Origin of the sequence: Enterobacter cloacae complex sp. ECL414 (assembly GCF_021869685.1) — a bacterium.
Classification (GTDB): Bacteria; Pseudomonadota; Gammaproteobacteria; order Enterobacterales; family Enterobacteriaceae; genus Enterobacter; species Enterobacter kobei.
This window is the reverse complement of sequence record NZ_CP091481.1, coordinates 963,886-979,671: the sequence shown is the minus strand read 5'-3', so window position 1 is coordinate 979,671 and position 15,786 is coordinate 963,886. Positions and strand designations below refer to the sequence as shown.

The following is a 15,786-nucleotide window of genomic DNA, read 5'->3' as shown; positions in this document are numbered from 1 at the left end:
TCATCATCCGATAATCAGCTCCCCGACCTTTCAGGCCGGACTGATTATCAATGCGCCGAAATCGAATGCGGGCACCGCTGTGTGTTTGCACGTTTTGCACATGATGATTAAACAGGTTTTCCAGTATGAATTTATCCCGTCAGGAACAACGTACCTTACACGTTCTCGCCAAAGGTGGCCGTATTGTGCACGTCCGCGATACGTCCGGCCGCGTCACCGCCGTGGAATGCTACAGCCGCGAAGGGCTACTGCTGTCTGATTGCACGCTCGCCGTCTTTAAAAAACTCAAAACTAAAAAGCTGATCAAATCCGTTAAGGGTCAGCCCTACCGCATCAATACCACCGGGCTGAACAACGTTCGTGCTCAGCCTGACAATCGTTAAGGAGAGGAATATGGATATCCCACGTATTTTTACCGTCAGCGAAAGCGAACACCGCATTCATAACCCCTTTACGCCAGAAAAGTACGCCACGCTGGGCCGCGTGTTACGCATGAAGCCAGACACGCGCATTCTCGATCTCGGCAGCGGCTCGGGAGAGATGCTTTGCACCTGGGCACGTGACCACGGGATTACCGGCACCGGCATCGACATGAGCCCGCTCTTTACTACGCAGGCCAAACTGCGCGCAGAGGAACTGGGCGTTGCCGAACACGTTCAATTTTTTCATAACGACGCGGCAGGTTACGTTGCGGATGAAAAATGTGACGTGGCGGCGTGTATTGGCGCCACATGGATTGCAGGTGGCGTCGCCGGAACGATGAGCCTGCTGGCACAAAGCCTTAAGCGCGGGGGAATCATGCTCATCGGCGAACCTTACTGGCGGCGGCTTCCCGCAACGGATGAGGTGGCTCGGGCCTGTGGCGCCTCGTCCATCGCAGACTTTCTCACCCTGCCCGACCTCGTCGCCTCTTTCGATCGGCAAGGCTATGACCTGGTGGAAATGGTGCTGGCCGACCAGGAAGGCTGGGACCGATACGAAGCCGCGAAATGGATGACACTGCGTCGCTGGCTGGAGCAACACCCTGACGATGACTTTGCGCAGGAGGTGCGAGCGGAGCTGAAAAGCGCGCCTGAACGCCATGTGACCTACACGCGGGAATACCTCGGCTGGGGCGTGTTTGCGTTAATGGCACGACAGGAGGACGTTTGCGGTACCGCCTAAAGGGGAAACCGGATATCTGATTAGCTTACCCGGTATCTGCGATAAATTGACCCGAACCGCGCATTTACCCTACGATCGCCCGGTAGCGCTTCGCTTACCGGGCGGAAAGGATGGAGATATTCAGGGTTCCACTTCAGCCAACCAGCCTCCCACAGCAAGGTTAAACTCCTCCACCGCGTCACAAAGCGCTGACCACAAGGCATGCAGGTGTTCCAGAGCCTGTTCCGGACAAAGACAGGCCATCTCAAGTTCACGACTCGCCCGTTCAATCCGTCTCGCGCCACAAATTTTCGCGGCTCCCGACAGACGATGCATGCAAGCGGCCAGCTCCGGCCAGTCCTGCAGCTCAACCAGGTCTGCCGCATAGCGCAGATCGTCATTATTCGTTTGAACGGTTACCCGCAGCAACTCTCCCAGCATCTGCTCATCAAAGCTGCTGAGCGCCTCCAGCTTCGGGTAATCCACCACTCGGGAGAGAGAAACGGCCTCCCCCCTGGGCGCAGCAATGTTTTTCATCACGTCATTCAACAACGTTTTGAGCTGGGACATCGGAAGAGGTTTGAACAGGCAGTCGTCCATTCCGGCTGCGAGGCATCTGGCCCGCTCTTCAGGCCAGGCATTGGCCGTTAGCCCGAGGATGATCAGGGCGTCACCGGCACGTTCCCGCAGTAGACGCGTCAATGCCAGACCATCCATCCCCGGCATACTGCAGTCGGTAATAACCACATCAAAGCGCGTCTCCTGAAACAATTCCCAGGCTTCCAGGCCATTCTGTGCCTCCTTGACATGGTGACCAAGATGCATGAGCTGGCGGCGTAACAGCATTCGGTTCGCGGGATGATCGTCCACCGCCAGAATGCTCAGAGGACGATGAGGAACCGCTATTGGTTCGACATCTGCCTCCGTTGGACTGACGGGGTTGTCCCGCTGCTGGACTGACACCGTAAAACTGACCTGCGTTCCCTTACCTTTCTCACTCGCGATGGTAATACTGCCGCCCATCATCGTGACCAGCTGCGCGCAAATCGCCAGTCCCAGCCCGGAACCACTCTGGACGGCACCATCCCTCGCCTGGACCCAGGGATCGAAGATATTCTTTTGCTCTTCCGCGGAAATCCCTCGCCCCGTATCCGAAACGCTAATGTGCAGAAGATAGTTTGCCGGTGCCGTTTCACCGTTAAAAAGGGTCATTTCAACGGTGATGCAACCTTTCTCGGTGAATTTAATGGCGTTACTCACCAGGTTTGAGAGCACCTGTCTGAACCGCAGCGGATCGAGAAAAATCTCCTCTGGCAACTCTGGAGGCACCACATATTGCAGACGTAACGCTTTCTGCCTCGCCAGGCCCTCGAAGACCCGCACCACCGGCGGCAGAAGATCCGCCGTTCGGACCCACTGCGGAGTTAATTCAAGTCGACCTGATTCAATCCGGGCCATATCCAGAATATCCCCGATAAGCCCCATTAAGGAGCGGGCAGATTCACAGGCAACCCTGACGGGATCGTCATCTTCCCATGTTTTATCTGCGGCGTTGACCGTCAGTTCAAGCAGCCCAATGATGGCGCTTACTGGCGTCCGTATTTCATGACTCATGGTTGCCAGAAACGTACTTTTTGCGCGGTTAGCCTGTTCGGCGCGTTCCGTTTCTTCTGAAAGCGCACGGGTCAGCGTTTCGTTATAGGCCAGCTGAGACTGAAGATCCTGCTGAGCCAGCTGACGGGCGCCAATTTCGCGCCGCAGGTAATAGATCCAGATAAGTGAGGTCAGAATGACAATCCCGGCCACCCCGGAAACCAGCCAGAAGCGGGTTCTGTACAGCTCCCACGTATTGAGTCTGACATCGGGTCGCGTCTGCCATTTATCGATCACATGAGTGATATCCGCCGGGGAGATATTCTCCAGTGACTTGTTAAGGATGCTCAGAAGTTCGGGCTGATCCCGCGAAACTGCAAACGCAACTTTTGCTGTCAGCTCGCCTATATGACCGCCAATTTTGAGCCGATCGCGAAAATAACGATCGATCATATAGCTGGCCCCAAACAGCGTATGTATCGCCACGTCTGCCTTACCATCGGCGACATTTTGCATCGCAATCGCGGCGTTTTCGGTTTCGATCAGCACGATCCCCGGGCGGGTGCGCCTGAGTTCAGGGATGAGGGCATTTTTCGTCACGATTGCCACGCGCGTTCCCGGCGGCAGGGCTGCGGTGTAATGTTTGTCCGAGGCCTCTACCCACACAAATGGCGACGTAAAATAGGGTCGGGAAAACCGCAGCTGCTTCGTTCGTTCCTCGCTCTGGCTGACCGCGCCCATGAAGAGCGCCTTTTTACCGGCGATCTGGTCCTCCATCCGACGGATTGAATCCGCCGGAACCGGATCAAAATGCAGGCCGGTACGCAGCCGGACCAGACGTAAAATATCGGCGGTAACCCCGTAAAAATTCCCCTTTGCATCAATCATGGTGAAGGGGGCATAGAGGGCATTAACGGAAACCGGCACCGTGGGATTGTCTGCTAACCACTTTTTCTCTGCTGCGGTAAACGCCACTTGTTCCCTGACGCGCCAGCGTGACGAGCCTTCACTCCACTGCTGCAGAATGACCTCCTTCTGGGTACGGGGTATCGAATCAAGCACCCGTCCCACGGACCGTATCAACGCATGGTCTTCCTTGCGCATGACGAAATGGCTTCCGGTATCACGTTCCGGATAGACCTGCTGAAGCACCAGAAAATGCGGGTAGTGGCGTTCAAGTAAATATGATCCTGTCACCAGGTTACCAATATAAAAGTCGTTTTCACCGAACGCCACGGAGGCCATGGCCCGATCGTCGGTGTCAAAATGAATCAGCCTGGCGCCGGGGAAATGGGCCTCTATCCAGCTGTCGTCAACATACCAGCGCGCGATGGCCAACCGCATCCCGGGTTGATAGTGAAACGGTTTTTCAGGGGATTGTTTTCGGTGGACCAGGACAGGATGATCCCGAATGAAATTCGCTGACGCTACCAGTGCAGCATTAACCCCACGGACCTTTGCCGAGGGATCCACCACGATATCCACCTTTTTCTGGGCCAGTGCAGCATAAGCCGAATCGCGATCCTCAAATGCAACGACGTGGATCCGCACGGCCAGATACTCGCCAAGAAGCGCAATATAGTCTGCAATCATGCCTTCCAGCCGACCGTCTTCCGGAAACAGTGACAGCGGAGGGATCTCAGGCTGCCAGACCGCCATCGTCAGCACTCGTTTTTTCCCTAACCAGCGCCAGTCATCGTTGGTGAGCGTAAATTCTTTTGGCGCGTAGCTCTCCCGGCTAATAATCTGCACATCCGCGGGTTCCAGCGCAAGGCTGCGCAGAGGGGCAAGCACCAGATACAATAAGCCAAGGGTAAAAAGAAATTTTTTCAATGCGTTAGTCCAGATGATGGCGACGCGCAAAATCAACCAATCCAATGGTGTGCGTTATCTCAAGCTTGTGCATCAACCGGGTTTTATAGGTGCTGACGGTTTTGTTGCTGATGAACATTTTGTTGGCGATATCATTGATTTTCATACCGCGCGCGACGTAGCGCAGAACCTGAAGCTCGCGGTTTGACAGGGTTTTGATCACATCACTCTCGCGGACAAAGCTGGCGGGTAACCGGTTGGCCTGACGACGCAGAGGAAAATAGGCGTAGCCGCGTTCTACCGCGTTGACGGCATTTCGAAGTTCATCCAGATTATTCCCTTTCCCGACAAATCCATCCGCACCAAACTGAATACATCGGTTAAGGTAATGTTCATCATCCCGACTCGTCAGTACCAGTAACCTGCCAGGAAATTCTGTTTTACGCAGTTTTTCTATTAACTCCACGCCGCTCAAACCGGGAATATCAAGATCGACCACCACGATTTCGGGCTTTATTTTCTGTATCACCTTAAATGCGTCCGTCCCATCACCACTTTCAGCAATGATGATATGGTTATCTTTTTCGAGCAGCATACGTATAGCCAGACGAACCATAGGATGGTCGTCGACAATGAGGATATTAGCCATATCAGCCTCTTTAATTTCCTTTTATTAAAGGCTGTCATAAAAGCCCAGGTAAAATCAATCCAAAAATCTATTTTTTATTTCATTGTCGCGGATATGTTTTTATTTACTGCTTTTTTTTCCGGTTACCCTACGGGGATGACATCTTTTTCCTGACAGATCAGCTTAAATTCTCGACTCAATTATCATGAGAAAACAAATATAAATCATTGATTTTAATTAACTTACAAATCAAAGGAACATTTTCACGACCAGGAGGCTTTCACCGCTTGTAGGCAAAGGACTACAGGTAATGTCGTCTTTGATGACATAAATCAACTCCCAGTCTGAGTGTTTTAATTTACTGCGAGGGTATAGTGGATTACACAAAGCGAGACCAAACAGAAATGCTTTTTGGAATAAGTTTCAAAAACTCGACTGTCACGCATAAACAGTATTCCTCATGCGCAATAGATATTTATAGCCTAATAAAAATGGGCAAATCAAATTTCATTGTCATTGTGAAATACATCGCTTTGAAAATACTTTTATTCGCAAACCCAAAAATGCGCTGTTTTTATCACCTGCAAACAGGAAGCTGCTTGCCGTTTTATCAGCATCATCCAGGCGCAATACGTAAACACAGTGTTAATTGTTACTCACTTACAGGAATAAAACCTGATGAAAAAGCAACTTCACTTTATCGCCATCGCGTCAATCATCAGCGGTGCATCACTGACTGCCGCCCACGCTGCTGACGGCACCATTCAGTTTAACGGCGAAATCATTGATGCCGCCTGTACGGTATCGGCATCCAGCGCCAACCAGACGGTCACCTTAGGCCAGATCAGCGAAAACGCCTTCTCAGCCGCGGGTGATACCGCCGGTGCGACCGCTTTCCAGATTGATCTGACGAGCTGCCCGGCAAGCGTGACCTCCGCAGCGGTGAAATTCGACGGAACGCCTTATCAGGGAGACAACAGCGCGCTCGCACTGACGCCGGTGAATGGCGTCGCAACCGGTGTAGGCATCCAGATCCGTAATGCGGACAACACCGTGCTGCCTCTGTTCACCGAATCTCAGCGCGTCACGCTTTCCCAGGCGGGGACCAATACGCTGAAATTTAACGCTGCTTACGTAGCAAAAGCCGCCACAGTGACCGCAGGTCCAGCGAACGCAACCGCCACCTTCAGCGTTGTTTACAACTGATCCAACGGCAGCGCTTTCTGCCGTTATCCGAAAGCCAGCCCCCGGCTGGCTTTTTCCCAGAGGAGAAACCACAGTGACATTCAAACTCTCATCCTTACTGGTTGCGGGCATGCTCATCGGGTGCGAAATGGCTCACGCCGGCGTAGTCGTGGGCGGCACGCGCATTATCTATGATGGTGACAAAAAAGAGGCGTCAATCAGCGTAGACAATCCCGACGCCACCCCTTATCTCATTCAGTCCTGGATAGAAAATGAACGCGGTCAGAGCGATAAACAGAGCTTTATCGTGACGCCTCCGCTTTTTCGCCTGGATGGAAGCCAGAAAAATACCCTGCGTATTCTGAAAATGGCCCCAAATTTCGCTGCAGATCGGGAGACGATGTTCTGGATGAATATTAAATCCATCCCCGCAGCCGATCCCAGCCGTTCGGACAATACCCTGCAACTGGCCGTCAATACGCGCCTGAAGTTGATTTATCGCCCGTCAGCCCTGAAGGCTTCCTCACCGGATCAGGCCAGCAACAGCCTGAAATGGACGCGTCAGGGACAGCGCCTGTCGGTAAATAACCCGACCCCATACTACATCAACTTTCAGTCAATCAGCCTGAACGGACGTCAACTTGAGAATGTGACCTACGTTGCCCCTCGCGCAACGGCCTTCTTTGACCTTCCGTCTGGTGCTCAGGGCAATCAGGTCGAATGGAAGGTGATCAGTGATTACGGCGCAACTGGCGCTGCTCACAAAGCCTCCCTTTAACGCACCTGTAACGAACCGCTGGAAAGAACCATGTCCCCATTATCACACGCTGCACAAAAACGTCCGGAGTTTCGGCCATCCCTTATGGCCGTGCTAGTCGCCCTCCTTCTGCCTTCCGTTCACGCTGAAGCCAGGGACTACTTTAATCCTGCGCTTTTACAGCAGACAGGTACAGGCGGCACCGTACCTGATCTGTCGGCTTTTGAGAATGGCGGGCAGTTACCGGGTCGTTATCCCGTTGATATCTATCTTAATGACGAACAGGTAGACAGCAGAGACGTCACCTTTTTCCAGACCTCCGAGAACGGCCTTCAGCCTTGTCTGGATGCAGAAACTCTGGCGGGATATGGCGTTCGTACAGAGTTATTTCCTGGATTACAGCCTGAAGGCGAGCAGTGCGTGGATTTTTCAACGATTCCGGACAGCGCAGCTGTCTTCGTATTCGGCGCACATCGTCTGAACATTTCGATCCCGCAGGCGGCGGTTAACCCGCGCATTCGTGGCTATGTTTCACCCACGCAGTGGGATGACGGTATTAACGCCGCACTTCTGCATTACAGCTTCAGCGGCGTGAGCCCTCTGACCGGCGAGGGCAGCAGTCAGTATCTCAATCTGCGTCCGGGTCTGAATCTGGGTGCCTGGCGTTTTCGTAACTACACCACCTGGAACCGCCCCGCCAGCAGTGATAGTGGCGGCGACAAGTGGAACACCGTCTATACCTATGCTCAGCGCAGCATCGTTCCGCTGAAAAGCCAGTTAACGCTGGGGGACAGCCTGTCCCCGTCTGACGTGTTTGACAGCGTGCCTTTCAGAGGTGCGCAGCTGGCATCCGATGACGAAATGATCCCCGACAGTCAGCGCGGCTACGCGCCGGTCGTGCGCGGCATTGCACGCGGTAACAGTGCACAAGTCACCATTCGCCAGAACGGTTACGTCATTTACCAGACAACCGTACCGGCCGGGGCATTCGAAATCACGGATATGTACCCTACCGGCGGCAGCGGCGATTTGTACGTCACCATTAAAGAGGCCGACGGCAGTGAGCAGTCGATGGTCGTGCCTTACGCCTCTCTTCCTGTCCTCCAGCGTGAGGGCAGACTGCAGTTCAGCCTGACGGCCGGTCAGTATCGTGCCTATGACAGCAGTATTGAAAAAACGCCCTTTTCACAGGGAACCCTTCTGTATGGCGTGGGTAAAGGGATGACGTTATATGGCGGCGCACAGCTGGCACAACCTTATCGCGCTTTCGCGGCGGGCGTGGGTCAGAACCTGGGGGGGCTAGGGGCGTTATCGGTAGACGTTACGCAGGCGTGGAGTACGCCACAAAACGATAAAGAACAACAGGGACAATCCTGGCGTCTGCGTTACAGCAAAAGTCTGGCGGAAACGGGAACCCACCTTGCGGTTGCAGGGTATCGCTATTCCACCGAGGGGTTTTACGATCTGGCTGATGTCCTGGAAAGCTATCGCGATAAACCCTCTTCCATGCGCACCGAACGCAAGCGTAATCGCGCGGAACTGACCCTGAGCCAGGATTTAGGCGGCGAACGCGGTTATCTGTCCGTTGGGGCAATCAGTGAAGACTACTGGGATAACCGTCGTAAAACGACCTCGTGGAATATGAGTTACAACAACAGCTGGAACGGCATCAGCTACAGCCTTAACTACGCCATGAATCGTAACACTGCGGGCGGGGGTCAATACAAAGGCGGAAAAAACAGCGAACGCGATGATGTCCTGTCCCTCAACCTGAGCATTCCTCTGGATAAGTGGCTGGGTAAATCCTTTGCCAGCTACAACGTCAGCAGCAGTCCCGCACGAGGGACCGTCAATACCGTGGGACTTAACGGTACGGCACTGGAGGATAACAGCCTTAACTGGAACCTGACGCAAAGCCATGCATCGCAGGAGCAGTCTAACAGCGGCTACGGGAGCGTTAACTATCGGGGGACTTATGGCGAGGTGAATGGTGCCTACAGCCAGAGCGCCGGTCAGCGCAATCTCAGCTACGGCCTCCAGGGCAGTATTGTCGCTCACGCCGGGGGCATAACCGCCGGTCAACCCATGGGCGAAACGTTTGGGCTGGTCAAAGTGCCGGGCGCATCGAACGTAGCTATCCAGAATCAAACCGGTATCAGAACGGATTATCGCGGTTATGCCCTCGTACCAAACCTGATGCCGTACCGCCGCAATGACGTCACGCTGAACACGTCAACGCTGGATGAGGATGTCGATCTGAAACAAACCAGCCGTAGCGTCGTTCCGACCCGGGGAGCGCTGGTGCGGGCAGAATACCGCGCGCAGGTAGGGCAGCGCGTGATGATGACGCTTATCCGCGCTGACGGTAAACCGGTGCCCTTTGGCGCAACCGTTGTGAACGACGCCGACCCGGATGCCGGCAGCAGTATTGTCGGCGATGGTGGACAGGTGTACCTCGCTGGCCTGTCTTCTGAAGGCACGCTGAAGGTGCAGTGGGGAAATGACGCGCAGCGTCAATGTCGGGTGTCCTATCGCCTGAGTAAACCGAAAACGGGCGAAAGCATCCCGGTCATCCAGGGACAGTGTCGCTGAGCGAACATCAATAGAAGGTTAGTAATGAAAACGTTAATCAAACACATATTTCGAAACCGCCTGCTCTCGGCCATCTTGCTGATGGGGGTTTCAAACGGCGCACTCGCCACCTGTAGCTTTATGGACAGTCGCTTTACACCGAATGATGCCGTTCAGCTGAATCTGGGGTCAGTGATCGTTCAACGCGACACGCCCGTCGGGACCGTCGTCTGGAGCGCCACAAACAATACTCTGGGCGGGCGAAATAATTTCATCGAATGCAACGCCACGGGATACCGTACACAGTGGGCTGCAGGTTCCGGGTATGCGCCGGTAGCCTATAGCGGCCAGACGCTGTACCAGTCCGGTGTCCCGGGTCTGGCTTTCAGGATCGTCACTCCAGGGGCAGGAACGACCAGCGGCCGGTATGGAACCGGCCCTCTTCCCCGTCAAATTTCCAACGTCCCCTGCACCAGCTCGTCGACCTGGTGGCGGTTATGCGGGGGAACCTGGGGAAGCTACCAGCTTCAGCTCGTCAAAATTGCCCCCACTACCGGATCGGGCCCCATCACGACCGGCACGATTACCCGGGCGCTGATCGTCGGAGAGACCACTATTTTTGACTATGCCATCGCCAGCGGCACGGTTCAGACGGTGGCCTGCTCGGTAACCAATCCTAATATTACGGTCAACATGGGAACGGCCAAAAACACCGATTTCCGGGGGACGGGAAGCACCAGCGGCAATACCGATTTTGCGATCGCCCTTAACTGCGATGCCTCCACCAATATCAATATGACGCTGACAGCGGGAAGTGCAGGTGCGGCCGACTCAACACAGGGCGTGCTGAACCTCGACAATGCCGGGGCGGCAGACAACGCAACCGGAGTGGGTGTTCAGGTGCTCTATAACAGCAGACCGGTTTCACTGGGCACGCGCATAAACGTAGCCAGAACCACGGCGAATGGCACCTATTCCATACCGTTGCAGGCGCGCTATTACCAGACACAGTCGACGGTAACACCGGGAAAAGCGGATGCTAATGCCACGTTTACCATGACTTATCAGTGATTATTTTAGGAAAACGCTCTCCAGTGAACATACGAATTTTATTCTGCGGCGTACTGCTCCTGACCTCTAAAATGGCGGTGGGTGCCTGCAGCTTTATGGATAACCGGTTTACGGCCAGCGACAATATTAACCTCAATTTTGGTCAGATAATCGTTCAGCGCGACACCCCCATCGGTAGCGTGGTTGCAACCGCCAGTTCTGCCACACTCGCTAACCGGAACGATTTTATCGAATGCACCACCTCCAGGTTCGTCACCCAGTGGGCGCCAGGAAGCGGTAATTTTCAGCCAGTACAGCATAATGCTGAAACTCTCTATCAGTCAGGCGTGGCGGGTCTTGCCTTCAGGGTTGTGACCCCGGGAGCAGGGTCAACGGCCGGGCGCTATGGAACGGGGCCTCTGCCCAGACGCGTCAGTAATATCTGGTGTCGCCTCTCCCCCACCTGGTGGAGGCTCTGTGGCGGCTCCTGGGGGAACTATCAGCTCCAGCTGATCAAAATTGCTCCCGTAACGGGGTCAGGCCGTCTGCAGACCGGATCTATCACGCGGGCAGGCGTTGTGGGTGAAATGGATGTCATGAACGTAAATATCGCGAGTGGAGAAGTACATACGGTGGCCTGTTCCGTAACCACTCCAAACATCTTTGTGAACATGGGAAGCATAAAAAATACCGAGTTTTCGGGGGCTGGAAGCACCTCGCGCGACGTGAGCTTTAACGTCAATTTGAACTGCGACGCGTCTGCTAATATTTACCTGACGCTGGAGGCGGGACGTGCGGGCGTAGCGGATACCAGTAAGGGTATTTTGAATATTGACACAACAGGCTCGGGTGAAACAGCCAGCGGAGTGGGGATACAGGTGCTGTTTAACCACACGCCAGTTATACCGGGAGAACGGCTTAAAATTACCACCACCGCGTCAGACGGTCTGTATGCCCTCCCGCTTGCGGCACGCTACTATCAGACTGGCACCATCCTGACGCCGGGTACGGCTAACGCCACGGCAACGTTTACGACAACGTACCAGTAAATCGCTGAGCGGTCCCCCGAAACGGGTACCGCTAATTCCCTTTAGTCACGCCAGATGATTACGTTTAGCGAATTCGACCAGCTCCAGCGTTTTACTCAGGCCCAGCTTTTCCATAATACGTCGCTTATAGGTACTGACGGATTTGTTGCTGACATGCAGTTTCTCCGCAATCTCCACCAGCAGTTCGCCCCGCGCGATATAGCCAAGAACCTGCAGCTCCCGATTAGACAGGCGGCTCAGCAGGTCCTTCTCCGGCTGTATCCCATCCGGTCGGCCTGACGATGACTGGCGCTGGGGAAAAAACTCGTATCCGTTTAACACGGCCCTGAACGCATCTGCCAGGGCGTCAAGCTGGTTGTTCTTACTGATAAAACCATTGGCGCCTGCGGCCCTGACCCTGTCTACAAAATGCTGATCGCTGTGCGTCGTCAGAACAATAATTCCGCCTGGATAATTCTCTTCGCGCAGCCGTTTTATGACCTCAAGTCCGTCAGGCGGAGGGATATCAATATCAATCACCACCAGATCGGGACGATGGTTACGCAAATAGACTAATGCATCGTGCCCGTTGTCGCAGGTGCCCACAACGTCATATCCCTTCCCGTTCGCCACGACCTGCACGGCAAGTTGAGAAACAGGATGGTCATCAACAATAAAGATTGTGCTCATAAGCATACCCTGCGTTTATTCGTCATCCGCCTTCTTCCCCTGGTGAGAAAACTGTTGGTCTTTAAGGCGATTATTCAGTTGCAGCAGATGGGCCTCCAGTGCGGTGACCAGAGACAGAATGTGAGGCAAGTCTTCTTCTTCCGCTGCGTTTTCCAGCCTCTCGCATATTCCGGCAAGTTCGTGCGCTTCAAGTAATCTCGCCCCTCCGGTCAGGCTGTGCGCCGCGCGTCGAATGCCCGTAAAATCAGCGTCCGCAATCCCCCGTTTAAATGCCGCCCAGTCCTGCGTATTTTGCGATATCGCCGCGTCGATCAGCCTGTCGAATATTTCGGGCTGCGATTGCGCCATCTCCCTCAAACCGAGACGAGTATGACGCTCCCCGGAGGGGGATGCCAGTCGCGTCGTTTCGGGGATATGCTCAAGGAGCCGCGCAAGTTCGACGGGCTTAAACAAGCAGGCCGTCATCCCGGCCTCCTCAGCCAGCGCGACGACTTTCTGCTCGGCCATGGCAGTCAATCCCAGCATCGGCCCGGGAGCCCGATTCAGCTGTTTTTCCTTTTCACGTAGTTGCCGGATGAGTTCAAAGCCGCTCATACCGGGCATATTGCAATCTGTAATCACCATATCAAACGGCGGCGTTTCCTCACCCCATAACTGCAGAGCCTGAACGCCATCTTCTGCCACAACGCACGTATGCCCGGCGACCGTCAGCTGCTGCGACAGTAGCATTCTGCTGGGAGCATGATCGTCCACCACCAGTATGTTACAGGGCGTGGAAACCGCCCCCACGTTCGTAGCCGGTGGCAAATCGGCTTCATCAATGACCGCTGGTGCAGAAAAACGAAAAATAAAGGTGGTACCTTCACCCGGTACGCTCTCTACCGCCAGCTGCCCGTCCAGTAATTCGGCGAGCTGCCGGCAAATCGTCAATCCCAACCCGGTCCCCTGCCGCGCAGAGTGGGCACTGTGAACCTGCACAAAAGGTTCGAAAATAGCGGCTTGCTGGGCTTCCGTTAATCCGGGACCTGAATCACTCACTTCCAGCACATAGCTATTACCGCGTTCAGGGGTTGAGGGGGTCTGATAGATTACAATCTCCACTTCACCGTGAGCGGTAAATTTGATGGCGTTACTCAGTAAATTGGAGGCGATCTGGCTCAGCATCAGGGGATCGCTCATGACCCGATCAACCTCGACGTCCACCTGCGTCAGCAGCGTCAAACCTTTTTTTTCTGCCGTATGATGAAATAACGTACTGACCTGATTAACAATAGCGTTGAGAGAAACCGGTACGGAGCGTACGGCATAGGTACCGGACTCGATTTTCGCCATATCCAGAATATCGCCCACGAGCATGAGCAGGAATTTCGATGATTCATAGGCAACAGCAATATTATTACGCCGTTGCGCCGGGGAGGAGTGGCCGAGATGCTCAAGTTCAAGCAGGCCGATAATGGCATTTAGCGGCGTGCGTATTTCATGGCTCATTTGCGACAGAAACACGCTCTTGGATTCACTCGCCTTTTCAACCTGTTGCTTTGCTACGGTGAGTTCATTTTGCAGTGCTTGCTGTATGGCCAGGTTCTTTTTGAGCCAGCGGTTGCGCCAGAAGTAAAAAGCCAGCATCACCGCGATGACAAACATCACGGCGCAGGCAATTAATATAGCGGTTCGGTAGCGCCCCCAGACTTCAAAGCGCTCAAGGGCATAGCGCATTTGCCAGCCCGTGAGTTCTGCGCCCATTTCACTGGATGTCTGTTCACTGAGCGTTTTGTTAATGATAGAAATCAGATCTTTATTTTCTGCGCTGGTCGCCATGGCAAGCCGAAGGGGGGCGATTGGCAGGGTTAAGGCGATCCGGAAACGATCGTTCAAATAGCTTTTCAGTACAAAACTGGCCGCGGTCTGCGGCACAATGACCCCATCGAGTCGGTGGGTAAAAAGTGAAAGCGCCGTTTCCAGCGAAAAATCATCTTCAACAAATTCCACCTGAGGGAAGCGTTCGCGCAGCTCAGGTAAATAATAAATGCCGGTAAATACCGCCACGCGTTTTCCCTTCATATCAGACAGAGAGCGAATGGCGGGGAATGCGCTACGGGTCACCAGCACCCAGTTAGATATTTGATAGGGCCGGGAGTAGATAATGTCAGGTTCGTGAGTTGCCGATGCATCTGCGGCCGCTATTAACGAGTCAGGCGCGCGTTTCAGCGCATCACGCATCTCCGGCACATTTGAAAACGGAACCCAACTGAACGTTAATCCCGTCTCTTTGGCGATGTTCTGGAGTAATGATACGGCATACCCACTCTGCTGACCGCCATCATTAATGTAAGTTACCGGAACATGCGTGTTTACCACATACACCGCAATCTTAGGATGATGCGCAATCCAGTTTCTTTCCTCAGAAGTAAGAGCGTTTTTAAGGGTCTTTTTTCCCTCTTCCGACAGGCGCGTCAAACCCCACGTCTGGGCTACTTCATTGTAAATGTGGCGGCGACGATCTCTGAGTGCCGTGTTGATGGCATCCTTAAGGGGCATCATGTCCGGACGGATGATAAATCTGGGTCCCTGTTCTGGCAAAAACGTACTGGGGGACAGCGTTAACTGGCTATTGAAATTCTGACGATTAATCTCGGCAGCCGTCACAAAGTTGGTCCAGAATACGGCATTGTCATCATTGGCCACAGACGCCATTGCGCGGTAATCATCTGTAGCGGCAGTCAATGAAGCCTTCGGAAACGCGTTTCTTAGCTGTTCGCGTAACGCATCTCCACCAATATAAAACAGCACTTTTCCACGTAATCCGTCCGCTTCCCGAACCGGTTTTTGGCTCACCAGAACAGCACGATCGGCCAGATAACGGTCGGTCAGAAGCAGGTCGGGATGACGTTCTGTATCGGTAAGGGAACGATCGTCGACGATCATGTCCACCTGTGACGCGGTTAAGGCTTCCAATGCTGCAGAACTGTCAGGGTAACGTAATACCTGGAAATCCACTCCAAGCGTGCGGGACAAACGTTCGAGGTAGTCCGCCGTAATCCCCTCAAAATCCCGATCGGCAATGCTCACCTGATAGGGTGGATGTGCGGATGCGCTCACCCCAACGCGGATTGCTGGATGCTGTTGAAGCCAGCCTTTATCGTCAGGATTAAGTTTGGGAAGGGGCTCAGAAAAATGCGTATGGGCCAGAAGATTTAGCGAAACGGGTTTGGCCGAAATAGCAAAAGCAGGTCCCAGCAGACAAATCAACGCAATAAGACAACCTGACTTATTCCATAACGTTGACATACGCCTCCATTAGCGTGTGCGTCGAAGTTTAGTCGTGAATT

11 protein-coding genes are annotated in these 15,786 nt (G+C 53.9%); 7 read left to right on the top strand and 4 right to left on the bottom strand.

Annotated features, from left to right (window positions below; genetic code table 11):
• Positions 1 to 125 precede the first annotated feature (125 nt).
• Positions 126 to 383, top strand: coding sequence for a YjhX family toxin (locus L3068_RS04495; protein ID WP_014882706.1), 258 nt, complete (start codon positions 126 to 128; stop codon positions 381 to 383).
• A 10-nt stretch (positions 384 to 393) separates the two neighbouring features.
• A complete protein-coding gene (locus tag L3068_RS04490) occupies positions 394 to 1,164 on the top strand; it encodes an SAM-dependent methyltransferase (protein WP_032637381.1) in 771 nt (256 codons plus the stop codon).
• Positions 1,165 to 1,284: 120 nt separating this feature from the next.
• On the opposite strand, the gene L3068_RS04485 is transcribed toward L3068_RS04490, so the two are convergent.
• Together L3068_RS04485 and L3068_RS04480 are read right to left on the bottom strand one after the other, a co-directional pair.
• Positions 1,285 to 4,569 (bottom strand): response regulator, encoded by a 3,285-nt coding sequence (locus tag L3068_RS04485; protein WP_117581183.1) that lies wholly within the window; start codon positions 4,567 to 4,569, stop codon positions 1,285 to 1,287.
• 4 nt (positions 4,570 to 4,573) lie between these two features.
• Positions 4,574 to 5,197 carry a response regulator gene (locus L3068_RS04480; RefSeq protein WP_045134698.1) on the bottom strand — a complete coding sequence of 208 codons (624 nt, stop codon included), beginning with the start codon at positions 5,195 to 5,197 and terminating at the stop codon, positions 4,574 to 4,576.
• Between the two features lie 657 nt (positions 5,198 to 5,854).
• On the opposite strand from L3068_RS04480, the gene L3068_RS04475 reads away from it, so the two are divergent.
• The 5 genes from L3068_RS04475 to L3068_RS04455 all read left to right on the top strand — a co-directional run bounded on the left by L3068_RS04475 (position 5,855) and on the right by L3068_RS04455 (position 11,788).
• Entirely contained in the window at positions 5,855 to 6,382 is a 528-nt protein-coding gene (locus L3068_RS04475) for a fimbrial protein (RefSeq protein ID WP_045134696.1), read from the top strand.
• Positions 6,383 to 6,455: 73 nt separating this feature from the next.
• A complete protein-coding gene (locus tag L3068_RS04470; protein ID WP_087529057.1) occupies positions 6,456 to 7,139 on the top strand; it encodes a fimbrial biogenesis chaperone in 684 nt (227 codons plus the stop codon).
• A gap of 30 nt (positions 7,140 to 7,169) precedes the next feature.
• Positions 7,170 to 9,710 carry a fimbria/pilus outer membrane usher protein gene (locus L3068_RS04465; protein WP_117581185.1) on the top strand — a complete coding sequence of 847 codons (2,541 nt, stop codon included), beginning with the start codon at positions 7,170 to 7,172 and terminating at the stop codon, positions 9,708 to 9,710.
• 24 nt (positions 9,711 to 9,734) lie between these two features.
• Complete coding sequence (locus L3068_RS04460; protein WP_087529055.1) at positions 9,735 to 10,760, top strand: fimbrial protein; 1,026 nt, start codon at positions 9,735 to 9,737, stop codon at positions 10,758 to 10,760.
• A 23-nt stretch (positions 10,761 to 10,783) separates the two neighbouring features.
• Positions 10,784 to 11,788: a fimbrial protein gene (locus L3068_RS04455; protein WP_232947936.1), complete on the top strand. Its 1,005-nt coding sequence runs from the start codon at positions 10,784 to 10,786 to the stop codon at positions 11,786 to 11,788.
• 45 nt (positions 11,789 to 11,833) lie between these two features.
• Here L3068_RS04455 and L3068_RS04450 read toward each other — a convergent pair whose 3' ends face one another.
• On the bottom strand, positions 11,834 to 12,457 hold the full coding sequence (locus L3068_RS04450) for a response regulator transcription factor (RefSeq protein ID WP_158236410.1): 624 nt from the start codon (positions 12,455 to 12,457) through the stop codon (positions 11,834 to 11,836).
• A 15-nt stretch (positions 12,458 to 12,472) separates the two neighbouring features.
• Entirely contained in the window at positions 12,473 to 15,745 is a 3,273-nt protein-coding gene (locus tag L3068_RS04445) for an ATP-binding protein (RefSeq protein ID WP_117581187.1), read from the bottom strand.
• Positions 15,746 to 15,786: the final 41 nt, after the last annotated feature.